We start from the raw sequence: 23,801 nt of genomic DNA, 5'->3' as shown, positions 1-23,801 counted from the left end.
TTCTGTCTTATTTCTGTACTCTTTCCAGAAATCTTGCAAAAAATCCCCTATCCTTATCCTCTTTATCCAGAGATTTCTCGTAAATTCTTCTGATCCATTCTGTGATTGTTTCAATCAGAATCGGAGAAAATGTCATCAGGACGAATACAAGGATAATCATTCCGAATTCCAGTGATCCCAAGGTCAATAGTTTCTGTAATACTACAGCACTTATAAAAAATGCAAATTGCATTCCATAAATGATTACTTTTCTATATGTGTTCAACGGCGAGTAAACTGTACGCAGAGCAGACATATAATTCCATCCGGTAACAAGAACACATGCTGTATTTAACATTACATTGGAATGATATACATTCTGGCAGACCAGCATGATCGTAAATACGCATCCGGTGATTGTAACAGCCGCCGGGAAGGCGTTCATAAATACATGTCTTAAAAATGTATGGTCAATTTTATTATAATTGTTTTCCTGTGTCAGAAGAAATGTCGGAATGCCTACCGCGCAGGCACTAATCAGAGACATCTGTATCGGCTCAAACGGATATGCATCTCCAAAGAAAATCGTAATCAATGCTAAAAGTACAGAAAAAATTGTTTTTATCAGGAACATAGATGCCGCACTTCGGATATTATTTACTACACGTCGTCCCTGATTCACAATATGCGGCATTGCTCCAAAATTAGAATCCAGCAAGACCACATTTGCGATATTCTTGGCTGCATCACTTCCTGCTGCCATGGCAATGCTGCAGTCTGCCTCTTTTAATGCCAGTACGTCATTTACACCATCACCGGTCATAGCTACTGTATGTTTCTGAGCCTGAAGCGCCTGAACCATCTGTTTCTTCTGCTGTGGTGTCACACGTCCGAAAACACTGCATTCTGCAACTGCACGCTGCATTTCCTCATGAGTAGTGATTGTTGTCGCATCAATATAATGATCCGCATTCTTTAAGCCTGCTTTCTTTGCAATCGCTGAAACTGTCACCGGATCATCTCCCGAAATCACCTTAAGATCAACTCCCTGACTGTCAAAGAAAGCCAGTGTATCCGGTGCTTCTGCACGAATCACATCTGCAATAAGGAATAATCCCATCGGCTCCAGTCCTGCCGGGCATTCAGTTCCTTTCGTTTCCTGCTCGCTGTGTGCCAGAACAAGGATACGAAATCCTGCTTCTGCATATTTGCTGCAATATGCCAGAAGTTCTTCATTTCCTTCCGGAAACAGAAACTGTGCAGCTCCCATCAGGTAAGTTCCTTTTCCTTCAAATGCGGCTCCACTGTATTTTCTGTCCGATGAAAACGGAATAACATGAACCGGTTTTAAGTCAGACTTTGCCGAAAATTTCTCTCTAAGGGCATCTGCTGTTGCATTCTGGTCATGCAAAACTGACATAAGATTTCCCATAATATGGTTAATCTCCTGGAGTTTCCGTTTATCCTCCTCTGTGATATCCTTATTTAAATCGTCTGATTGTGACATTTTCGCATCAACTTCTGAGTCAGCCACTTGTAATATTGTTTTTTCACCTTCAGTATTTACTGTTGCTGACGCTTCCGCTTTCAAATCAATTATCTGCGGCTCTGTTTTTTCAAGAGAGACGGCTTTCACTCCAACTTTCTGTCCAGCGGTATACAACTGTACATCTTCGACGCGCATAGTTCCTTCTGTGATCGTTCCGGTCTTATCCAGACAAAGTGTATCAACTCTTGCCAGGGTTTCTATACAGTAAAGCTCCTGTACCAGGGTCTTCTTAGTTGCAAGAACCATAGAACCAAGTGTCAACGCCACACTTGTCAGCAACACAAGTCCCTCCGGGATCATTCCAAGTACAGCTGCCACCATATTTACTACGGAATCTTTCAGCGTATCTCCCACGATAAAATACTGTTTATAAAACAGCATCGCACCTAAAGGAACGATAATAATACTGATTACTTTCAAAATCGCATTCAGAGAGTTACGTAATTCTGAATTATGGCGTTTAAATTCCTTTGCTTCACTTGTGATCTGTGCGGCATAGTTATCCTTTCCGACGTGAATTACCTGACAACAGGCTTCTCCAGATGTCACAAAGCTTCCTGAAAAAAGTTCATCTCCCTGGTTCTTGGTCAAATTATCTGACTCACCAGTCAGCAGAGACTCATTTACTTCCACCGCTCCTTCCAGTACTTTCACATCTGCCGGTACCTGATCACCTGTCTTTAGGAAAATCAGATCATCAATCACCAGCTTCTCTGTGGAAATACTCCATTTCTTTCCTTCACGCAAAACAACTGTTTTACTTTCCGTAAGGATTGCAAGCTTATCGATTGTCTTCTTTGCCCTGATCTCCTGAACAATACCGATTACCGTATTGATCAGGATAATTCCCATAAACATGGAATTCTTATAAGATCTCACAAAAAGGACCAGCACCAGAAGTACAAGGTTCAGAAAGTTGAAAAACGTAAGTGTATTCTCCAAAATGATCTGCTTGTACGTCCTGGTATTTGGGTTCTCGTTGACATTAACTTTTCCTTCTGCAATCCTCTCCTGCACCTGTTCATTCGTAAGTCCTGTCATCTTTACCTCCTGCAGAAAATAGATAAATTGTTAAGGAGACCAAAACGAACAGTAACTGCCCGCTTTGTAATGATATCAGGGTCAAAAGACCCTTTGATCCTAACTTCACAATATAAAACGCAGGGCAGATGATGAGTATCATCCGCCCCTTCTTTTAATATAACGATTTCAAATCACAAACAGATTCAGCTTTCTGAAAAAACTGATTAATATTCTTCCTCTTCTGCTTCTTCACCTTCGTGAATATCAGACTTCGGTTTCTTAAGACCTTTAATCTCAATGTGATGTTTCTGGGCATAGTCCCATAAAGCAGCATGGATTGCTTCCTCTGCAAGCAGAGAGCAGTGAACTTTTACTGGCGGAAGTCCGTCAAGAGCTTCCATAACAGCTTTATTTGTAACTTCCATAGCTTCTTCGATAGTTTTTCCCATTACCATCTCTGTTGCCATGCTACTGGTTGCTACTGCTGCACCACATCCAAATGTTTTGAATTTGCAGTCTTTGATGATATGTGTCTCATCATCAATATCAAGGAAAATTCTCATGATATCACCGCATTTTGCATTTCCTACTGTTCCTACGCCACTTGCGTTCTCTATTTCTCCAACATTACGTGGATGCTGAAAATGATCCATTACTTTCTCACTGTAAGCCATTTGTATTTCCTCCTGTTATCCTGCTTATTTCTGTTTTTTCATAAAGTCTTCATATAATGGAGACATGCTTCTTAAATGTGCTACAATTTCTTTCAGTCTGTCTACTGTGAAATCTACATCTTCCATTGTTGTCTCTTCGCTGAGAGTCATACGCAGAGAACCATGTGCGATCTCATGCGGCAGACCAATTGCCAGAAGTACATGAGACGGATCAAGAGAACCTGATGTACATGCAGATCCGCTTGATGCACAGATTCCATAATTATCAAGCATCAGAAGAAGGGATTCACCTTCTACAAACTGGAAGCTGACATTTACATTATTCGGAAGACGTTTTACACGATCTCCGTTTACTTTTACATATGGAATTTCTGTCTCAATTCTGTGAATCAGATGATCTCTGATAGCGATTTCTTTCTCTGTACGCTCTTTCATGGACGCGTTTGCGCGAGTTGCTGCTACACCGTATCCAACGATTCCCGGAACATTTTCTGTACCGGCACGACGTTTACGTTCCTGTGCTCCGCCATGTACGAAAGAACGAATCTTCACACCTTTACGGATGTATAAGAAACCGATTCCTTTTGGTCCGTTAATCTTATGTCCGCTGGAACTTAACATATCAATATTGCATTCATCTACATTGATCGGAACCTGGCAGAATGCCTGAACAGCATCTGTATGGAAAAGAATGCCATGCTCTTTTGCGATACGGCCGATTTCTTTAATTGGCTGGATAGAACCAATTTCATTGTTTGCAAACATAACAGAAATCAGGATTGTCTCTGGTGTGATAGCTTTCTCAAGTTCATCCAGTTTCACAATACCATTCTCATCTACATCTACATATGTGATCTTCGCGCCGCGTTTCTCCAAGTATTCACATGTATGAAGAATTGCGTGATGCTCAATCTTTGTTGTGATGATGTGGTTTCCTTTTGATTTATATGCTTCGAAAGTTGCTTTCAAAGCCCAGTTATCAGCTTCAGATCCACCGGCTGTAAAATAAATTTCTTCTTTCTTTGCACCAAGAACTTCTGCGATCTGCTCTCTTCCTTTTGTGATTGCTTCTTTGCTCTTGCCTGCAAAATCATAAATACTGGACGGGTTGCCATAATATTCTGAAAAATATGGCAGCATTGCCTGGACAACCTCCGGTGCTGTTTTAGTTGTTGCCGCATTGTCCAGATAAATCATTTTTCCCATTTTCTTGTCCTCCTGTTTTATTTAAGTATGTCTGACACCGTTTCCTTTGTATTCAGACTTTCCATTTTTTCTTCATGTACTCTTCTGCTTTCATCGATCAGCTGACCAAGCATCAGGGTATCCACAGCGTTTGTAATACTGTCGTTAATTCTCTTCCAGACGAATTTCGCCACACAGACATCGCTGCCATGACAGGTTCCATCGTTCTCGATCCCAGGGCAGGCTGCTGCTTCCAGGCTGCCTTCCAGCACTCGCAGGACTTCACCGACCGAGATCTCATCTGCCGGCTTGCCAAGCTGATAACCGCCATAGGCACCTCTGCTGCTCTTTACCAGACCAGCTTTCTTAAGCATGGCCATAAGCTGTTCGAGATAGCTTGTGGAAATATCCTGTCTTTCTGCAATGCTCTGTAAAGAGACTGCTTCATTTTCGCTGTGTAATCCCAGGTCTATCAACGCTTTCAAACCATAACGTGCTCTTGTTGACAGTTTCATTTTCTCACCTCGTTTTTCAATTCCCAGTGTTTCCCTCGGATTTCATGATTACTTTACCAGAAACTATTTGTTCTGTCAAGGCTGTTTTGTACATATATTGCTGTAAAAGCGTTATTAAGGTTACTGTTCACTCCGTGCCCAGTAACACGCTTCGCGATGCACAGAATTTATGCTAATCGCATAAATTCGCGCGGTATGTCTCGGGTTTTCTGTGGCCTTCGCTCACAAAAAACACCTCGCGGGATACTATCAGTGAACAATAACTTATTAAGTTACTGTTCACTCCATGCCCAGTAACACGCTTCGCGATGCACAGACCTTACGGGACATCAGTAGTGAATAGTAAGCATTATTACGCAGCAAACTTAAAAGGGCTGAAAACTTTATTATGTCAAAAATGCTTTTTATAAAGGGGACTTTACTACTTACTTTTACCGGACTGCTTAGCAGACTTTTAGGCTTCTTTTACAGAATATTCCTTTCTCATACGATCGGTGCACATGGACTGGGACTTTTCCAGCTTGTTCTTCCTTTGCAGTTTCTGGTAATGGCCGTTTGCGCCTCAGGTATACAATCAGCGATTTCCCGCCTTACAGCTTCAGAAACTGCCCTTCATAACCCCAGACACGCCGGTGATTATTTCATCATTGGCACGATATTTTCTATTATGCTTTCTTTGTTCCTTTCCTGGATTCTTTATACTCATGCGGATTTCTGGGCTACACAGATTCTAAAAGAGTCCCAAACTGCCATTCTGATACAGATACTGTCTTTTAGTATCCCTTTAAGTACACTTCATACTTGTGTTAACAGTTACTATTTTGGCAGAAAAAAAGCAGGGTTTCCGGCAGGGGTACAGCTTCTCGAACAGATTTTTCGTGTAGGCGGCTGTTATGTTCTCTACCTTATTTTTGAATCACAAAAACGTACCGTTACTCCGGCGATAGCGGTTGGCGGAAATCTTATCGGGGAAATCGCCTCTTCTTTTATTTCTCTTTTTGCTGTCAGTATGCATTTAAAGAAAGCCGATTATACTTTTTCACATATAAAAAATCCTGGCTGGATTTTAAAAAATCTGTTTCAGATTTCTATGCCTCTTACTTTAAACAAAATACTTCTGACCGTTCTCAGCAGTATGGAAGTCATTCTCATCCCTGCCAGATTACAAATATCTGGATTAAGTGCTAAAGACGCATTAAGTATTTACGGTGTTTTTACCGGTATGGCTCTTCCTCTCATCCTGTTTCCTGCAACGATCACAAATTCAGCCGCTGTTATGCTGCTTCCTTCCATTACAGAACTCCAGACACTTGGTTATAAGAAGCGGATACAATATGTGGTTCACCAGATTTTCAGATATTGCCTGCTGCTTGGCGGTTTTTGTATGATCCTGTTTTTATTTTTCGGAGAATTTTTCGGAAACTTTTTGTTTCGCAGCCAGACTGCCGGTACTTATATTCACACTATGGCATATATCTGCCCTTTTTTATACCTCAATACGACTCTCACCAGTGTATTAAACGGACTTGGCAAATCAGGAACCTGTCTGATTCACAGTATGATCAGTATCTGTATCCGGGTATGTTTTGTATTATTTGCTATTCCGGTTTTCGGAATACGTGGATATCTGTATGGAATTCTCTGTGGAGAGCTTGTTCTTACCCTGCTTCATATGTATGCATTATCCGAAAAACATTTTCCCTATCGACATTCAGATAAGAATGGTTTATAATAAATGCCAAAAAAGCAACACAAAAAGACACAAAGGAGATACAACCATGGGATTCGATTTTATCAAAAAATTACCAACCCCTGAAGAAATTCGCAATCAGTATCCCATTGATGCTGAAATTCAGGCCATTAAAGATGCAAGAGATAAGGAACTGCGTGATATTTTTACCGGAAAATCCGATAAATTCCTTGCAATCATCGGTCCTTGTTCAGCAGATAACGAAGATGCTGTTCTGGATTATCTTACCAGATTACGCAATGTTCAGGAAAAAATAGCTGACAAGGTTCTGATTGTTCCACGTGTTTACACAAATAAGCCGAGAACAACAGGAGAAGGCTATAAGGGTATGGTTCACCAGCCGGATCCCGAAAAACAGCCAAACCTTCTCGCAGGTCTTATTGCAATCCGTAAAATGCATATTCATGCAATTCAGACCAGTGGAATGACATGCGCAGATGAAATGCTTTATCCGGAGAACTATCGTTATCTTTCCGACCTGCTTTCTTATGTAGCAGTAGGCGCACGTTCCGTAGAGGATCAGCAGCATCGTCTTACTGTCAGCGGTATGGAAGTTCCTGCAGGTATGAAGAACCCTACCAGCGGTGACCTTGCAGTTATGCTTAACTCAGTTGTTGCAGCACAGGGCGGACATCGTTTCATTTACAGAAGCTGGGAAGTAGAGACTAGCGGTAATGAACTTGCTCATACGATTCTTCGTGGTGCTGTAAACAAACATGGCGAAGCAATCCCGAACTATCATTACGAAGATCTTCGTCTTCTCTGGGAAAAATATCAGGAAAAGGACCTGAAAAATCCGGCTGTTATTGTTGATACTAACCACTCCAATTCTAATAAACAATATTACCAGCAGGTTCGTATTGCCAAAGAAGTTCTTCACAGCCGTCAGGTTGATCCGGAACTTCATACTCTGGTTAAAGGTCTTATGATCGAGAGTTATATTGAGCCCGGCAATCAGAAGATCGGATGTGACCATATTTATGGAAAATCCATCACAGACCCATGTCTTGGATGGGAAGAATCCGAGCGTCTTCTGTATACAATCGCTGAAATGTGCTAGTACACTAGTGTGCCGACAAGTTGATTCTTGAAACAATCTTGCAGGATAAATTTTCTTATTTCAAAGCGGAGGAGAGAGGCGTAGCGGTGGCTACGTCGATCGACGACAATGCGGAAATAAGAAATTTAGACGTAAGATTGTTCAAGAAATCAACTTGTTGACACACTACTGTACCATTTCGTAATTTTCTAACGCAAAAAGCTTCCACCAAATACGGCGGAAGCTTTTTATTTTTAAATAGACACTATCATCCATTTTTTCTTTTTTAACATTTATAGATACGCACTGTGTATATCAATGACGTGGGTGTGTTTTCATATACACATCCCGCATTTTGTTCATATTCATACCCAGATAAACCTGCGTAGTAGAAATATCTGAATGTCCCAGCATTTCCTGAACACTCCGTATATCTGCGCCATTCTGAAGCATATGTACTGCAAAGGAATGGCGCAGCGTATGCGGCGCAATATCTCTCTTAATCCCGGCATCATCCGCATATCCTTTCAACACCTTCCAGAATCCCTGACGACTCATCGCCTTCCCGGAACAATTTGTAAATAATGCAGTTTCTTTTTCCTCTTTTACAAAAGTAGTTCTGGATGTCTTCAAATATCGTTCCATAGCCTTTTTACACGGAAGTCCGATAGGAATAATCCTCTCTTTTCCATTCTCATGGCAGACTACATATCCAAATTGAAGATTCACATCAAAAATCTGCAGGTGTAGCATCTCGCTTACACGCATACCTGTAGCATATAATAATTCCAGCATTGCAGAATCTCTTATCCCTTTTGGTGTATCCAGATTCGGCTGTCGGAGCAGTTTATCTACCTCTTCTATCGTAAGTATCTCCGGTGCTTTTTTCTCAACCTTCGATGGTTTCAGATTTTCTGCCGGATCTTTTGTAATTACGCCTTCTTTCCACAAATACCGAAAAAACGCTCTCATAGATGCAATACTTCTTGAAATAGAGGATGATGCAAATTTCTCACGTTCCATATAACTTATGTATCCTTCAAGTTCAAGTTCTTTCACATCTTTATAATTTCTGATTCCCCGTTCTTCCAGAAATTCTGCCATTTTTTTCAAATCTCTTTGATAAGAAATTTCTGTATTTGCAGATGTTTTCTTTATATCATGCAGATATGTGATAAATTTCCTTATTTCTATATCCATATTCCCACGCTTCCGTTCCCTTTTATTGTTTATCCTATGTAGCAGATAATGACATCCCCAACATTTTAGCTAAATATCAAAGTATATCCAAGCACAAAATACACATCTGATCCATCATTGAAATAGTAAGGAAATAATGTGTATTTATTTAACATCACCAAACCATAATAATACTCGTCATAGCACTTCTGGTTCATTATTATTCTAAAATGTATATGTATTATACTGTTTATTTTACATAAAATCAAACCCTTTTTTTTGCCTTAAAGCGCGGTATTTCAAGCCTTTTCAGCATGATATACTATATCTCGGAGATTTTATGACAACCAACACTAAATATGGTAAATATATCATTCAAAAAATTTTAATATATTCCAGAATTTTACTGATGATCCAGGGATTTACGAAACACTCTACAAGGATTCCCAGGAAATATAGCAGAAAAGCAAACATCATTCTACGTAAATACATACTTATCTTTCCGAAAATTAAACCTTTATTTTTCCATATTTCCGATGACATTGTCCACTCCTGTTCCATAGAATACAACCAGACCGGAATATAAAACAAATATTGGGGAAGCAAAAGTCCCATACCGATTACTCCGCCCGCAAATCCAAATTCCAGTATGGATGCAGACATTATAATACCCGTATAGAGTCCGGAAGCTATAAGTGTTATAACAGAAAGAGGCTCGCCAAAAACGGAAAATCCGCAGATTACATTCAGTAGATAAAAGCATCCTCTATACTTCATTATCTCTTTCAGATATTCTATTCCTGATATATCCTTTCCTGCAAATGTACTTAAAAAATAAATTGAAGCCCAGGTTTTCTGCTGCCATTTTATTTTCCAGATGATGTTTGGTATCAGGTTCCCTGCCAGAAATCCTAAAAAGAATAAAAGCAAAACGGGAAATTTTCTTTTTCTTTTCATTCTCTCACCCTGTACCAGTTTACTTATCTTTCTCTTAAAATATTCCTGAATGGATAAGAAAGAATCTCTCAATCAAATTCCGCCCAATAAGACTTTTTGTGGAATAAAAGATTCCTGTGGAATTTCTTACTGCACAAAAAAACTGTGCAGACTGTAATAATACAATCTACACAGTTTATATCTGCAAAGAACTATTTATTGCTGTTCACTCTCGTGTCCAATAATATTATTTAGCATAGTCAATTGCTCTGCTTTCGCGGATTACATTGATTTTGATCTGACCAGGATATTCAAGTTCTGCTTCAATCTGTTTTGCAATATCTCGTGCAAGGAGAACCATATCTGCATCATTTACATGCTCCGGTACTACCATTACACGAATTTCTCTACCTGCCTGAATAGCAAAAGATTTATCAACGCCCTTAAACTGATTCGTAATATCTTCCAGCTGTTTCAGACGATTTGTATAAGTCTCCAGCGTCTCTCTTCTTGCACCAGGTCTTGCAGCCGAAATAGCATCTGCTGCCTGTACGATACATGCGATCAGAGATTCCGGTTCTACATCACCATGATGGGATGCGACCGTATTAATGACGATCTGTGATTCCTTATACTTCTTACAGAGATCCACACCAATCTGAATATGAGATCCTTCAACTTCATGGTCAATTGATTTACCAATATCATGAAGAAGACCAGCCCTCTTAGCCATACGGACATCTACACCGACTTCACCAGCTAACATACCAGATAGCTGAGCTACTTCGATAGAATGTCTCAAAGCATTCTGTCCGTAGCTTGAACGGAATTTCATACGTCCAAGAAGTTTCAGTAATTCCGGATGAATACCATGAACGCCAACGTCCATAGCTGCATTCTCACCATCTTCACGAATCTGCGCTTCTACTTCTTTCTGAGCTTTCTCAACCATCTCTTCGATTCTGGCCGGATGGATACGTCCATCTACGATCAGTTTCTCAAGAGCTACCCGCGCAATCTCACGACGAATCGGATCAAAGGCAGACAATACAACCGCTTCCGGTGTATCATCGATAATAAGATCTACACCTGTAAGTGTCTCAAGGGTACGGATATTACGACCTTCACGACCGATAATTCTTCCCTTCATCTCATCGCTTGGAAGCTGAACGACTGAAATGGTAGTCTCAGCTACATGATCAACCGCACATTTCTGAATGGCGTTGACTACATATTCCTTGGCCTTCTTACCAGCTTCTTCTTTTGCTCTGCTCTCCAGTTCTCTGTAAAGTCTGGCTACATCCACTTTTACATCATCTTCAACGGATCTGAGTAATTCTTCTTTTGCCTGTTCGGAGGTCAGACCTGAAACACGCTCCAGTTCCTGTACTCCTTTTTGCTCAAGTTCTTCTACTCGTTTTTCTTTTTTCTGCACCTCAGCTGCTCTCGCTGTGCATTCCGCTTCGCGCTTCTCCACTGCATCTGCTTTCTTGTCAACCGCGGATTCTTTGGCTAATACACGGTTTTCATACTTCTGCAGTTCGTTTCTTCGTTCCTTGGTTTCTTTCTCCAGTTCATTTTTTGTACGGAGAGATTCTTCCTTCACTTCCAATAAAGCTTCTCTTTTTTTAGTCTCAGCTGTTTTCAGAGCTTCATCTATGATGCTTCTTGCTTTGTCTTCGGCTGTTCCAACGACTTCTGCATCCTTCTGGATCTTGTTGTTTACAGCGACTTTGCAAGTAACAGGAACCGCAATAAGTAGCGCGACTACCACAGCGACAATTGCAACAATAATTGTTGTTGTCACAGGAGCACCTCCTTATTTAGTTTTCATTGTACAAATACAACAATACAAGTTTATCTTTTTTTCATACTTATGTCAAGTTTTTCTAGGTAATTGTTCGAATATTTTTCCGATTTTGCTTACTGTTCAACACGTTTGCAGTGAACGATTTCGTTACCAGGCAGTCGTCCGGATATTCATATCTTCAAGCACACTTTTTATATCTGAATAGCTAAATCCCCTTCTTAGCAGATACCCCTGCAACCGGCGCATTTCTTTTTCATCCAGTTCGGTATCGGGAGAGTATTTCTTCTCCACAGTCCGATACAGGATTTTCCTCTCATCAGGCATATTCAGCGCAGCCTCTTCTTCCCATGCAGACTCTGCTGTTTCCTTGTCTATTCCCTTGCTGATAAGTTCCTGTATAATCTTCTGGCGGCTCTTTGTATCCATTCTGTATGCAATATAAGTTCTGGCATATCGTTCATCATCTATGTATCCATAGGATTCTACATATGCCAACGCATAATCTACTGCCCTCGGACTAAATCCTGTCTGACGCAGTTTCTCTCTCAGCCCCCGTTCAGTGCGGTCCATATGTTCTAAGAGACGCATGGCTTTACGCCTTGCGTCTCTGTATTCCTCGGGTTCTTCTGTTAAATTTTTCTGTTGCTTCGTTGCAGACCTTCTCTTCAGCCTCTCCGCATTTTCAAGAAATTCTTTCAGATCTCCGAATGCATTTCCCATGATTATTCCTCAGAATCATCCTGTACGGAATCTGTTGCCGCAGTCTCTTGTGTATCGCCTTCTTCATCCGGCAAAAGATGATATTGGATTCTTACTTTCTTCTCAATCTCATCACAGATGTCCGTGTGCTCTTTGAGGAAAAGCTTCGCATTCTCACGACCCTGTCCGATTTTATCTCCATTGTATGCATACCATGCACCACTCTTATTTACGATACCGCAGTCAGCTGCCAAATCAAGAATATCTCCTTCTTTGGAAATACCAGTTCCGAACATGATATCAAACTCTGCCTGTTTAAATGGCGGAGCTACTTTGTTCTTCACAACTTTGATTCTGGTATGGTTACCTACCATCTCGCCACCCTGCTTCAGCGTCTCAACTCTGCGGACATCCAGACGAATGGAAGAATAGAATTTCAGGGCACGTCCACCTGTTGTTGTCTCCGGATTACCAAACATTACACCGACTTTCTCACGAAGCTGATTGATAAAGATAACAACGCAGTTGGATTTGCTGATAACTGCTGTAAGTTTACGGAGAGCCTGTGACATCAGTCTTGCCTGAAGACCAACATGGCTGTCACCCATATCTCCATCAATCTCTGCTTTCGGTACAAGCGCTGCTACAGAGTCAACGATTACAATGTCCACAGCACCGGAACGTACCATAGTTTCTGTGATTTCAAGCGCCTGTTCTCCGTTATCTGGCTGTGATATGTATAAATTATCAATATCTACGCCGATATTCTTGGCATATACCGGGTCTAATGCATGCTCCGCATCAATAAAGCCGGCAATTCCGCCCCTCTTCTGCACTTCAGCTACCATATGGAGCGCAACTGTTGTCTTACCACTGGATTCCGGTCCGTAGATCTCGATGATACGTCCCTTAGGTACACCGCCTACTCCAAGGGCGATATCAAGGCTTAATGAACCGGTAGGAACTGTTTCTACCTGCATATTGGCTCCTGATTCTCCAAGTTTCATTACAGAGCCTTTCCCGTACTGTTTCTCAATATGTCCAAGTGCTGCTTCCAGCGCTTTCTGTTTTTCTTCACTTATCATTTATATAATCTCCTTATACGCATTCAGAACTTATGTTCGTTTTATATTCATTATAGTATTATACTTTAAAGCGGATGTCAAGCTTTTTTGTTTTCTCTGAAAACAATTAATTTTTTATGGTTACTCAAAATCAAAGACAGCAAAAGCAGAGAATGCGCTTCTTTTGCATCCTCTGCTCTTTCGTGTCATTAATATGCATATTTTCTGCCTGATTCTCTTATAAACTATAGTGTATCATTCACTTTCAGCAAAATAATACAAAATGAATTTTTTATTCCGGTTTATCGCCAATCAGCCAATTGTACATTTCTTCATACTGGCGTGCGGAGCTGCCCCATGAGAAGTCAGCTGCCATAGCGCGGTCAACCATTTTATTCCACTCACGTTTCTTGTCGTAGAAAATTTTCTCTGCATTACGTACAGTTGCAAGCATTTCATGTGCATTGTAATTTCTGAAAGAAAATCCTGTTCCTGTTCCTTCATATTCGTTATAAGGTTCAACTGTATCCTTAAGTCCGCCTGTCTCTCTGACAATTGGAAGCGTTCCATAGCGAAGACTCATAAGCTGGCTGAGTCCGCATGGTTCGAATAAGGACGGCATCAGGAATGCATCAGCAGCTGCATAGATACGATGAGACATTGTTTCATCATAATAAATCTGTGCAGATACCTTTCCATGATATTTCCAGTCAAAATGACGGAACATATTTTCATAACGTTCATCACCGGTTCCAAGAACTACAAGCTGGATTGCATCCTGACAAAGTTCATCCATAACATATGCGATCAGATCAAAACCTTTCTGATCTGTCAGACGGGATACAATACCAATCATCATGACCTTTGAATCTTCCTGAAGTCCAAGGTCTTTCTGAAGCTGAATTTTATTTTTTACCTTTTCTTTTCTGAATGTAGTTGCGTTATATGTCTTTGTGATATATGGATCTGTCTCAGGGTTGAATACGTTATAATCAATACCATTTACGATTCCTCTCAGGCTGTTAGCCCTTGCACACATAAGGCCATCCAGTTTTTCACCATAAAATGGTGTTTTAATCTCTTCTGCATATGTATTACTTACAGTGGTGACTGCATCAGCAAATACGATACCACCTTTCAGATAGTTGGCATCTTTATATGCCTCAAGTTTATCTGCTGTGAAATAGTAATCTGAAAGTCCTGTAATATTCTGAATTGTCTTAACATCCCATACACCCTGGAATTTAAGGTTATGGATCGTCATGATCGTCTTTATATTCCAGAAAAATTCATTCTGCTGAAAACTGTCATGCAGATATACAGGTACAAGTCCTGTCTGCCAGTCATGGCAGTGAATGATATCCGGTCTGAACCCGATAACCGGGAGAACGGATAATACTGCTTTTGAGAAGAATGCAAATTTCTCCAGATCCCAAGTTCCTCCATCGTATGGTTTCGGTCCGCTGAAGTAATATTCATTATCAATAAAGTAGAACTGAATCCCTTCATACTCCATATGCATGATTCCCACATAGCAGTTCTTGTATCCAAGATCCATGTAGAAATGTGTGATATAGTCCATTTTACCTTTCCATTCCTGTTTCATACAGGCATATTTCGGTAAGATCACACGAATATCAAAATATCTTTTATCAAAATATTTTGGCAAAGAGCCCGCTACATCTGCCAGACCTCCTGTCTTGATAAATGGAACTGCTTCAGATGTTGCAAATAAAATATTTTTCATGCGAAAAACCCTCCTTGGTAGCCTTTATTGTATAATTATACTCCAAAATATGTCTATTGGAAAGAGTGATTTTTATATTCCAGTCTGATTTTATCTGCAATCAAGGCAATAAATTCTGAATTTGTAGGTTTTCCTTTTCCGGTACTTACTGTATATCCAAATAATTCATCTATCGTATCCATTTTGCCTCTGCTCCATGCAACTTCTATCGCATGTCTGATAGCCCGTTCTACTCTGCTGGCTGTTGTCTGATGTCGTTTCGCAATCGTAGGATAGAGTATTTTCGTGATAGAATTCAGCATTTCCATGTCGTTCACTGACAAAATGATCGCATCGCGCAGATACTGGTAGCCTTTTATGTGTGCCGGCACTCCAATCTCGTGAATGATATTGGTCACATCTGTCTCAAGATTTCTTATCGGTACCTGTTTTTCTTCTGTTCTCTCCGTCTGGCGGCTGATTTCTCTCATTCTTCTCTCGCCTGCTCTGCGCGCATGTTTAATACGGTTCAGAAGCATTTTATTGTCAAAAGGCTTCAAAATATAGTAGTCTGCCCCAAGGCTGAATGCATCTTCTGTAATGCGTTCCTGGCCAACAGCAGAAACTACAATAAATACCGGCGCTTTTTTGAGGCTTTTGTCATGAGCAAACTTTTCCATAACAGCCAGACCATCCATTTTCGGCATAATGATGTCCAAAACAACAACGTCAGGTTCTTTTTCACGTATAATATTGCAGATTTCCTCTCCATTATGAGCCTTTCCTACCAATTCCAGGTCTTTATCTTCTTCTATGATCTGACCAAGTACTTCCACCATTCTCTCATTATCATCTGCAACTGCCACATTTAATTTTTCCATGAGGCTATCTCCTCCCTGATTCTTCTACAAATAAAGTTTTTTCTCAACACATCTCATATTATAGAGGAATGAGAATGGAAAAATCAAGCTACGCTGAGTATTTTGTCCTATTTTCCGTCGACTGTTTTGGTGTTTTTTCTTTCCTAATTATTATTTTTCGCTAAAGTTTGAGATTTTTGGACAGCAATCGAATTTTATTTCATCTGTCATCTGCAGATCTGATAGGCAGTACACACCAATTCTTCATTCTGATATAACTCCGGATTTTTTTAACAGTGCCGCCCCAATCAGTGTATGAGCCTGCACAATCTGTTCTTCCTCGAGAGTCAGCTTCTCCTGTTTATTAAGAATTCCTTCACTGATTCCAATCTTACCTATATCATGAAGCGCAGATGCGATTGTAATGACCGAGCGATCCGACCAGGAAAGCTGATACACATCTGTTTTTCTTGCAAGTTCATCCAGCAGAATTTCCGTAATAATATTTATCCGCAAAATATGCTGTCCACTTTCCCCGTTGCGGTATCCCATGATCTGGCTGAGGATTCCTATCATAAACGGAAATGATTCATTTCCTCCTGCGCCTGTTCCATAGTCATGATGTCTTCTGTGTCCATAATTTCCTTTTTCCAAATTTTATGTCTGCTGTTCGATACCGTCATGTTTACATAAATGATAGCATATCATGTCGTAAAAATCGATTATATCACGAATTTAAAGCTTATTTCCCCTTTCCAACATGTTTTCAATAAAAATCCCATACCCACTGGTAGAGTCCTGCACAAACACATGAGTAACTGCTCCGATCACTTTTCCATCCTGTAATACCGGGCTTCCACTGAGTCCCTGTACGATACCTCCTGTTTTCTCCAGCAGATCTTCATCTGTTATCTGTATCACAAAACTTTTATTTGTATCCTCATGATTCAGGTCAATTTTTTTAATCTCCGCTTTATATTCCCTGACTTTTCCATCTACGCTACACAAAACAGATGCCGGTCCGACTTTTACATCCTGTTTATACGCCACTGACATTTTTTTCAAAGAAATATCCTCTTCTGCTCCTTTATAAAACTGTCCATAGATTCCATTTTTACTGTTTATAGCAATACTCCCCAGAATATTTCTGTCATCATACCGTATAAATCCTGCGAGTTCCCCAGGATTTCCTTTACTGCCTTTATTTATCGCAAGTATCTGTGCTTTATACAATGCTCCATCCCGGATATTCAGAAGTTGCGCCGTATCTATGTCACTGATTCCATGTCCGAGAGCACCATAATTCCCATTCTGGTCTACATATGTGAGAGTTCCTATTCCCTGCGTATCATCCCTGACCCAGATTCCAAGTTTATAATCTCCTTTTGTATCCTTTACAGGAGTCACAGACACAGGCACGCTTTCACCCTCACGACTGACTTCGAGCGTGACTGTATCTCCATCCAGATTGGCAATATCATTGATCAATTCCTTTTTCGTAGAAATCTTCTGTCCATTAAATGAGACAATATAATCACCCTGTTTGATGATATTTTTTGCTGGCTCTTTTGTCTCTCCATTCTGGTCTTGTATTTCTCCTGTATCTATCACCAGCACACCTTCTGTCTCCATATAAATGCCAACTGTACTTCCACTGACATAAATTTCCTGTTTGTCTACCGGCGTTACTTTAATCTCCTTAAACGGAATGTATCCAAGCAATTTACAAGGCAGGATATATCCTCCATCCCGTGAGACAGTAACTGCTTCTTCAAATTTAACTAATGGTGCAGAAAGAGCTTCTGTCACATCCCTTGCATTTTCTCCTCTGTCTCTGGATATCTGGATTTCATCAGGAATTTTTCTTTTCAGATACTGATATCCTAGCAAAAGCATTACTAACAAGTCAAGTGTGAAACAACATATGATAAAAAGGCGGTATTTTTTTCTTCTGTTCATCCTTTCGCACATCCTTTCGGTAAAAAATAAGAGAGAACAATCTGCAATGAGATTATCCTCTCTTAGTATGTGGTCAATTATTTTATTTGAATCTTGTATTTTTTTGTTTCTGTGCCAATTCTTTCATTTCTTTTGCATTCTCAAGTACCGCAGGTGTGATTTCTGCGCCGCCTAAGAGTCTCGCCAGTTCCCTGATGGAATCATCTTCCTTAAGCACATGAATCTGGGTAATCGTTTCTGTTCCCTGCAAGTGCTTCTCAATCTCAAAATGACTGTCCGCCATCGCCGCGATCTGAGGAAGATGTGTGATACAAAGTACCTGATGATGCTGTCCGATCACCGCCATCTTCTCTGATACTTTCTGTGCGGTTCTTCCACTGATACCAGTGTCGATCTCATCGAAGATCAGAGTCTCAATCTGATCTCTGTCTGCAAGAATTGCTTTCAAAGCAAGCATGATTCGTGATAACTCACCGCCAGATACGATCTGTCCCAGTGGTTTCAGGCTTTCGCCCGGGTTTGTGGAAATCAGATACTGGATATCATCATTTCCGTTATCTGTAAAGTTTTTCTTTTTCTGGAAATCAATGGCAAAATTTACATCCAGGAAATTTAAATCCTTCAGTCCCTGAATAATCTTTTCTTCCAGCTGTTTACTATATTCTTTACGGATTCGGGATAATTCATCCGATCTTTCTTCAAGAATATCTTTTAGTTCTTTGAGATGGTTCTTCAATTCCTGTAAATTTTCCTCATATTTACGTAATTTTTCCAGTTTTTCTTCCTGAAGTTTGCGATAGGAGAATATATCTTCGATCGTACGTCCATATTTTGCCTTCAGCCCGTTGATTAGATCCAGACGCCTTTCTGTCTCATAAAATTCTCCCTCATCAAAGGTCATATCATCCAGATATGCGGACAGTTCTCTGTTAAAATCATTCAGCAGACCATCCACAGAAGCCAGTGTTTCTGCCATAGGTGCAAGCTCTGAATCGTACTGGGTTACATGCGAAAACTCCTTCAAAGCCTCACCTACCGTCTCACCGGCGCCTTCTTTGCTCTCATATCCTGTAAGATTATGTACTAGCTGTAATGAATCCACGATTAGTTTTGCATTACTCATTTTCCTGTACTGGCGCTCCAGTTCCTCATCCTCATCCGGCTGAAGATTCGCCTTCTCAATCTCTTTGATCTCAAATTCCAGAAAAGCAAGTTCCCGGTTTCTCTGTTCTTCATCCATATTCATGGAATTCAGTTCTGTTTTGCATTTACTGTACTCTTTATAGGCCTGAGATACTTTATCTTTTACAGGAAGAACCCGGTTCTTTCCATACGCATCCAGAATTGCAAGCTGCTTATCCTGATACAACAGAGACTGGTGTTCATGCTGTCCATGAATATCTAACAGACAAGCTGCCGCAGCCTTCATCTGACCGACTGTACTTGTCTCACCGTTAATTTTATTGATACTTCTTCCATCCATGATTTTTCTGGAAAGAAGGACCTGACCATCCTCCGGATAAATATCCAGCTCTTTTAATGCTTCTTTTGCTTTTTCATTCTCTATCTGAAAAAGCAGCTCCACTAACGCATACGGTGCATTTTCTCTTATCATATTTTTAGAAGTCTTTGCCCCGAGGATCAGCTGCATTGATCCCAACAGAATCGATTTACCCGCTCCGGTCTCACCAGTCAGAATGTTTAATCCCGGTCCGAATTCAACTTCTATTTCTTCTATCAGTGCAAGATTCTTTACATGCAGATGAGCTAACATTTATGATTGCCTCCAAACTAGTCTCGTTGTTGTCATTGATTCAGCCTTACAAAGCTTCTTAATTTCTCTGCTGCTCCCAGTGCCATGTCTGCATTCTTTGCAGCGCACATAATGGTATCATCGCCTGCAATACAACCTAATATTTCCGGCCATTTCAGAGCATCCAGTGCTGCTGCCACGCCCATTGCCATTCCGGAAACGGTCTTTATCACAATGATATTCTGTCCCACATCAATAGAAAGCAGGGTATCTTCCAGTACTCTTGTATATTTTGCTCCAAGACTGCCTGATTCATTATTAATGATCGCATAGCGGGATTTTCCGTCTTTTCCTGCTACTTTTGTCAGTTTAAGGGCACGGATATCTCTGGAAACAGTCGCCTGTGTTACCTTAAATCCTGCCTCATTAAGTCTGGATGCCAGTTCCTCCTGTGTATCAATATCATACTGATGAATCAGTTCAATAATTTTCTCATGTCTTGCAACCTTCACGTTATTTCCTCCTGCTAATCAGCTGTCTCTCATCTTCCGGCGCAGCACTTCCACGAAGCTTAAATGATTCAGCTTCAGAATCTTTGTCTTTACATCCGCCTGACGAATCTGTATGCAATCACCGGTAACCATGGGAATAAATGTATCTCCGTCAAAAGATGCGATTCCCTTTTCGCAGTCACAGTGTCTTCCTTTTCCTATCTCCACAGTGATCACATCCTGTGCAGGAAAAATAATGCTTCTCATATTCAGCGTATGAGGTGCTATCGGAGTCATAATTGTCATCGCCGCATTCGGTGATACGATAGGACCGCCTGCTGACAGACTATATCCCGTAGATCCGGTCGGCGTGGAAATAATGATTCCATCTGCATTATAGGAATTAAGATATACATCATTTACGTAATTCTTAAAACGCACCACGCGAAGATGTCCGTCTCTGCCGATCACAATATCATTCAGGGCAATGTCATCCCCGATGAGTTCTTTTCCCCTGTATACCCTTCCTTCCAGCATCATTCGTTCTTCCACTTCATAATCATCTGCCATCAGCTGATCAAGTGAACTGTATAAAGATGTCTGATCTACCTCTGCAAGAAATCCGAGATGCCCCAGATTGATACCAAGAAGCGGAATCTCTTTGTGCACCACATCTCTGGCCGCCTGAAGAAGTGTACCGTCTCCACCCAGAACGATGATACACTGTGTATCATCCGGAATCTTTGACGGATCTGTATAATGATAAGCCCCTTCATGCTTTCTTTCGGCCTGCTGTACTTCACAACTTCTGCCATGTGCCTTCAGATATTCTGTAATTTTTCCTGTGATCGCAAGGTTTGAATCCTTGTCACTGTTTGTAATGATATAAAACCTGTCCATAGTTTCTTCCTGATCCAGTCTTATTTATCTAATGCTCCATGTGCCTGGGCAACCACGTCCTCCACAGATACTTCCAGACTGTCTGTAACCTCCGTTCCTTCCGGATGCTTCTTAAGATGAAGAAGATATTCGATATTCCCCTCCGGTCCTTTGATCGGCGAAAAAGAAAGATGACATGGTACCATGAAAATACTCATGGCATAATCGCGCACTTTCTCAATAACCTCCTGATGAACAGCAGGATCTCTTACCACACCTTTCTTACCGACTTTCTCTCTTCCGGCTTCAAACTGTGGTTTAATCAGGCATACAATCTCGCCCTCATCTGTAAGAAGATTTCTTACAGGAAGCAGAACTTTTGTAAGAGAGATAAAGGAAACATCAATAGATGAAAAATCTGCCGGTCCCTCTAAATCTTCCGACACTACGTAACGGATATTCGTTTTCTCCATACAGACTACTCTCGGATCATTACGCAGTTTCCAGTCAAGCTGTCCATATCCGACATCGATCGAATATACTTTTACAGCGCCATTCTGAAGCATACAGTCCGTAAATCCACCGGTAGAAGCACCGACATCCATACAGACTTTGCCGTCTAATGTCACATCAAAATTCTTCATCGCTTTCTCAAGCTTCAGTCCACCGCGGCTTACATACGGAAGAGTATTTCCTCTGACTTCAATCTTTACTGTCTCCGGAAACATTGTCCCTGCCTTATCCTCTTTCTGACCATCTACATATACATCTCCTGCCATGATGTATGCCTTTGCTTTCTCACGTGACGGCGCAAGGGCATGTTCCATCATAAGCATATCTAAACGTTTCTTCATTGTCTTTTTAATTCCTCACTATCCTCTATTGCCTGTCTGATATCAGCTACACCAAGACCAATTCTTGCACGCAGGCTGTCTACATTTCCCTGTGGCACAAAACGATCCCACACAGATGCAGATAATACTCTCACCTCAGGATGACAGGCTTCCATATAAGCAGATACATGCTCTCCGTATCCGCCGCTTTTTACGTTTTCTTCTACGGTTGCAAACAGACTATGATCTTTTGCAAGCTCATCAAGCAGCTTCACATCTAACGGTTTGACAAACCTGACATTTACAAAAGTAGGATCAAAACCATCTTCTTTCAGTCCCTTACAGACTTCCAGGCAGGATGGAATCATGCTTCCTACTCCCAGTACTGCGATTTTCTTTCCTCTGTGAATAACTTCGCTCTTACCATGTTCCACAGGTGCCTGATGTTCCTGCAGACCCTGATATGCACTTCCACGTGGATATCGAATAGCAACCGGTCCGTCACAGTCCACTGCAAATGCAAGCATTTCTTCCAGCTCTTTGTCATTCTTCGGTGCAAGAACTGTCATATTCGGCATCATAGACAGATAAGACAAATCAAAGCACCCCTGATGTGTCTCTCCATCTGCTCCTACCAGTCCTGCTCTATCAATAGCAAAAATCACATGAAGATTCTGCATACATACGTCATGCAATATCTGATCTACCGCTCGCTGGAGAAAAGATGAATAAATCGCGACTACAGGAACCAGTCCGCCAAGAGCCAGTCCTGCTGCAAAACTCACTGCATGTTCTTCTGCAATTCCCACATCAAAAAAACGATCCGGAAAACGTCTGGAAAACTCTATAAGTCCGGTTCCGTCCGGCATCGCAGCTGTAATAGCTGTCAGTTTCTTATTCTTCTCTCCCAAAGAAACCAGTGCTTTAGAAAAAACATCTGTATAACCCGGTACAGATTTCTTCTGAAGCGGATGGCCTGTATGAATATCAAATGGTCCGGTTCCATGAAATCTGTCCGGATGAGCGCTTGCAGGACCATATCCTTTTCCTTTCTTTGTAAGAACATGGACAACAACAGGTCCTTCCACTCGTTTCGCCTCATTAAACAGCTTCATCATCTGACGCATATTATGACCGTCAACCGGTCCAAGATATGTCAGTCCCATATTCTCGAACAGCATTCCCGGAATAAAAAGCTGTTTGATGCTGCTTTTGGTCTTTCGCATGGTATCTACCAGTGCGGTGCCGACTTTCGGAACTTTCTTCAACGTCTTTGTCACTCCCATCTTCATCCCTGTGTAAGCTTCCGCAGTCCTCAGGGCACTCAGATAAGTAGACATTCCTCCCACATTTCTGGAAATCGACATATTGTTATCATTAATGATAATGATAAAATTCGTCTTTAATTCTGCAGCGTTATTTAATGCTTCATACGCCATTCCTCCGGTAAGGGCACCATCTCCGATCACAGAAACCACATGATGTTTCTGACCCAGAATATCTCTGGCCCGCACATATCCAAGACCTGCTGAAATCGAATTGGAACTGTGGCCTGAATCATATGCGTCGCAGTCACTCTCACTTCTCTTCGGAAATCCACTTAAACCACCCTCCTGACGGAGATTCTTAAATTCATCTTTTCTTCCGGTAAGAATCTTGTGCGTATATGCCTGATGTCCTACATCCCAGATCACTTTATCTTCCGGAAAATCCAATACATTGTGAAGAGCCAGCGTCAGTTCCACCACTCCCAGGTTAGAAGCAAGATGTCCCCCTGTCTGGCTTACAGACTGGATTAAAAAGTCTCTGATTTCCTCTGCCAGAGGCTCAAAATCGGCCAACGGTATTTTATGGATATCATTGGGTTTCTTGATTTTTTCCAGAATCATTTGTATCCT

19 protein-coding genes are annotated in these 23,801 nt (G+C 41.1%); 2 read left to right on the top strand and 17 right to left on the bottom strand.

Annotation, left to right across the window (positions count from 1 at the left end; translation table 11 throughout):
• Positions 1-7: 7 nt before the first annotated feature.
• The 4 genes from ACTNC0_RS12230 to ACTNC0_RS12215 all read right to left on the bottom strand — a co-directional run bounded on the left by ACTNC0_RS12230 (position 8) and on the right by ACTNC0_RS12215 (position 4,925).
• Positions 8-2,569: an HAD-IC family P-type ATPase gene (locus ACTNC0_RS12230; protein WP_441087589.1), complete on the bottom strand. Its 2,562-nt coding sequence runs from the start codon at positions 2,567-2,569 to the stop codon at positions 8-10.
• A 206-nt stretch (positions 2,570-2,775) separates the two neighbouring features.
• A complete protein-coding gene (nifU, locus tag ACTNC0_RS12225; RefSeq protein ID WP_008704067.1) occupies positions 2,776-3,225 on the bottom strand; it encodes a Fe-S cluster assembly scaffold protein NifU in 450 nt (149 codons plus the stop codon).
• A 24-nt stretch (positions 3,226-3,249) separates the two neighbouring features.
• Positions 3,250-4,431, bottom strand: a complete 1,182-nt coding sequence (nifS, locus tag ACTNC0_RS12220; protein ID WP_441087588.1) for a cysteine desulfurase NifS — start codon at positions 4,429-4,431, stop codon at positions 3,250-3,252.
• Between the two features lie 17 nt (positions 4,432-4,448).
• Positions 4,449-4,925 carry an RrF2 family transcriptional regulator gene (locus ACTNC0_RS12215; RefSeq protein ID WP_441087587.1) on the bottom strand — a complete coding sequence of 159 codons (477 nt, stop codon included), beginning with the start codon at positions 4,923-4,925 and terminating at the stop codon, positions 4,449-4,451.
• A gap of 388 nt (positions 4,926-5,313) precedes the next feature.
• Between ACTNC0_RS12215 and ACTNC0_RS12210 the strand changes: the two genes are divergently transcribed.
• Positions 5,314-6,657, top strand: a complete 1,344-nt coding sequence (locus tag ACTNC0_RS12210; protein ID WP_441087586.1) for an oligosaccharide flippase family protein — start codon at positions 5,314-5,316, stop codon at positions 6,655-6,657.
• A 46-nt stretch (positions 6,658-6,703) separates the two neighbouring features.
• The gene (locus tag ACTNC0_RS12205) at positions 6,704-7,735 is read left to right on the top strand and encodes a 3-deoxy-7-phosphoheptulonate synthase (RefSeq protein ID WP_441087585.1); all 1,032 of its coding nucleotides are present in this window, start codon (positions 6,704-6,706) and stop codon (positions 7,733-7,735) included.
• A gap of 294 nt (positions 7,736-8,029) precedes the next feature.
• Here ACTNC0_RS12205 and xerD read toward each other — a convergent pair whose 3' ends face one another.
• The 13 genes from xerD to dxs all read right to left on the bottom strand — a co-directional run bounded on the left by xerD (position 8,030) and on the right by dxs (position 23,792).
• Positions 8,030-8,914, bottom strand: coding sequence for a site-specific tyrosine recombinase XerD (gene xerD, locus ACTNC0_RS12200; RefSeq protein WP_441087584.1), 885 nt, complete (start codon positions 8,912-8,914; stop codon positions 8,030-8,032).
• A 1,162-nt stretch (positions 8,915-10,076) separates the two neighbouring features.
• On the bottom strand, positions 10,077-11,636 hold the full coding sequence (gene rny, locus ACTNC0_RS12195) for a ribonuclease Y (protein ID WP_117677004.1): 1,560 nt from the start codon (positions 11,634-11,636) through the stop codon (positions 10,077-10,079).
• Positions 11,637-11,786: 150 nt separating this feature from the next.
• The gene (locus ACTNC0_RS12190) at positions 11,787-12,359 is read right to left on the bottom strand and encodes a regulatory protein RecX (protein WP_178762239.1); all 573 of its coding nucleotides are present in this window, start codon (positions 12,357-12,359) and stop codon (positions 11,787-11,789) included.
• A 2-nt stretch (positions 12,360-12,361) separates the two neighbouring features.
• Positions 12,362-13,423, bottom strand: a complete 1,062-nt coding sequence (recA, locus tag ACTNC0_RS12185; RefSeq protein ID WP_117677006.1) for a recombinase RecA — start codon at positions 13,421-13,423, stop codon at positions 12,362-12,364.
• Between the two features lie 271 nt (positions 13,424-13,694).
• The gene (glgA, locus tag ACTNC0_RS12180) at positions 13,695-15,149 is read right to left on the bottom strand and encodes a glycogen synthase GlgA (protein WP_441087583.1); all 1,455 of its coding nucleotides are present in this window, start codon (positions 15,147-15,149) and stop codon (positions 13,695-13,697) included.
• 53 nt (positions 15,150-15,202) lie between these two features.
• On the bottom strand, positions 15,203-16,009 hold the full coding sequence (gene spo0A, locus ACTNC0_RS12175) for a sporulation transcription factor Spo0A (RefSeq protein WP_441087582.1): 807 nt from the start codon (positions 16,007-16,009) through the stop codon (positions 15,203-15,205).
• Positions 16,010-16,252: 243 nt separating this feature from the next.
• A complete protein-coding gene (locus ACTNC0_RS12170) occupies positions 16,253-16,642 on the bottom strand; it encodes an HD-GYP domain-containing protein (RefSeq protein WP_441087581.1) in 390 nt (129 codons plus the stop codon).
• 81 nt (positions 16,643-16,723) lie between these two features.
• Positions 16,724-17,947, bottom strand: coding sequence for a SpoIVB peptidase (gene spoIVB / locus ACTNC0_RS12165; RefSeq protein ID WP_441087580.1), 1,224 nt, complete (start codon positions 17,945-17,947; stop codon positions 16,724-16,726).
• 82 nt (positions 17,948-18,029) lie between these two features.
• A complete protein-coding gene (gene recN, locus ACTNC0_RS12160) occupies positions 18,030-19,721 on the bottom strand; it encodes a DNA repair protein RecN (RefSeq protein ID WP_441087579.1) in 1,692 nt (563 codons plus the stop codon).
• A 32-nt stretch (positions 19,722-19,753) separates the two neighbouring features.
• On the bottom strand, positions 19,754-20,212 hold the full coding sequence (argR, locus tag ACTNC0_RS12155) for an arginine repressor (protein ID WP_117677117.1): 459 nt from the start codon (positions 20,210-20,212) through the stop codon (positions 19,754-19,756).
• A gap of 18 nt (positions 20,213-20,230) precedes the next feature.
• Positions 20,231-21,091 (bottom strand): NAD(+)/NADH kinase, encoded by an 861-nt coding sequence (locus ACTNC0_RS12150; protein WP_117845719.1) that lies wholly within the window; start codon positions 21,089-21,091, stop codon positions 20,231-20,233.
• A 20-nt stretch (positions 21,092-21,111) separates the two neighbouring features.
• Entirely contained in the window at positions 21,112-21,924 is an 813-nt protein-coding gene (locus ACTNC0_RS12145) for a TlyA family RNA methyltransferase (protein ID WP_441087578.1), read from the bottom strand.
• Positions 21,921-23,792, bottom strand: a complete 1,872-nt coding sequence (gene dxs / locus ACTNC0_RS12140) for a 1-deoxy-D-xylulose-5-phosphate synthase (RefSeq protein ID WP_441087577.1) — start codon at positions 23,790-23,792, stop codon at positions 21,921-21,923. Before dxs ends, ACTNC0_RS12145 begins: the two co-directional genes overlap by 4 nt.
• Positions 23,793-23,801: the final 9 nt, after the last annotated feature.

Source organism: Blautia sp. HCP3S3_B11 (genome assembly GCF_052064435.1).
Classification (GTDB): Bacteria; Bacillota; Clostridia; order Lachnospirales; family Lachnospiraceae; genus Blautia_A.
The sequence above is the reverse complement of the archived record's forward strand: the minus strand, read 5'-3'. Positions and strand labels throughout refer to the sequence as shown.

Coding starts and splice junctions, on each gene's coding strand:
- ACTNC0_RS12230 (WP_441087589.1), bottom strand. CDS start 2,569: ATGACAGGACTTACGAATGAACAGGTGCAGGAGAGGATTGCAGAAGGA.
- nifU (WP_008704067.1), bottom strand. CDS start 3,225: ATGGCTTACAGTGAGAAAGTAATGGATCATTTTCAGCATCCACGTAAT.
- nifS (WP_441087588.1), bottom strand. CDS start 4,431: ATGGGAAAAATGATTTATCTGGACAATGCGGCAACAACTAAAACAGCA.
- ACTNC0_RS12215 (WP_441087587.1), bottom strand. CDS start 4,925: ATGAAACTGTCAACAAGAGCACGTTATGGTTTGAAAGCGTTGATAGAC.
- ACTNC0_RS12210 (WP_441087586.1), top strand. CDS start 5,314: ATGTCAAAAATGCTTTTTATAAAGGGGACTTTACTACTTACTTTTACC.
- ACTNC0_RS12205 (WP_441087585.1), top strand. CDS start 6,704: ATGGGATTCGATTTTATCAAAAAATTACCAACCCCTGAAGAAATTCGC.
- xerD (WP_441087584.1), bottom strand. CDS start 8,914: ATGGATATAGAAATAAGGAAATTTATCACATATCTGCATGATATAAAG.
- ACTNC0_RS12190 (WP_178762239.1), bottom strand. CDS start 12,359: ATGGGAAATGCATTCGGAGATCTGAAAGAATTTCTTGAAAATGCGGAG.
- recA (WP_117677006.1), bottom strand. CDS start 13,423: ATGATAAGTGAAGAAAAACAGAAAGCGCTGGAAGCAGCACTTGGACAT.
- glgA (WP_441087583.1), bottom strand. CDS start 15,149: ATGAAAAATATTTTATTTGCAACATCTGAAGCAGTTCCATTTATCAAG.
- spo0A (WP_441087582.1), bottom strand. CDS start 16,009: ATGGAAAAATTAAATGTGGCAGTTGCAGATGATAATGAGAGAATGGTG.
- spoIVB (WP_441087580.1), bottom strand. CDS start 17,947: ATGAACAGAAGAAAAAAATACCGCCTTTTTATCATATGTTGTTTCACA.
- recN (WP_441087579.1), bottom strand. CDS start 19,721: ATGTTAGCTCATCTGCATGTAAAGAATCTTGCACTGATAGAAGAAATA.
- ACTNC0_RS12150 (WP_117845719.1), bottom strand. CDS start 21,091: ATGGACAGGTTTTATATCATTACAAACAGTGACAAGGATTCAAACCTT.
- ACTNC0_RS12145 (WP_441087578.1), bottom strand. CDS start 21,924: ATGAAGAAACGTTTAGATATGCTTATGATGGAACATGCCCTTGCGCCG.
- dxs (WP_441087577.1), bottom strand. CDS start 23,792: ATGATTCTGGAAAAAATCAAGAAACCCAATGATATCCATAAAATACCG.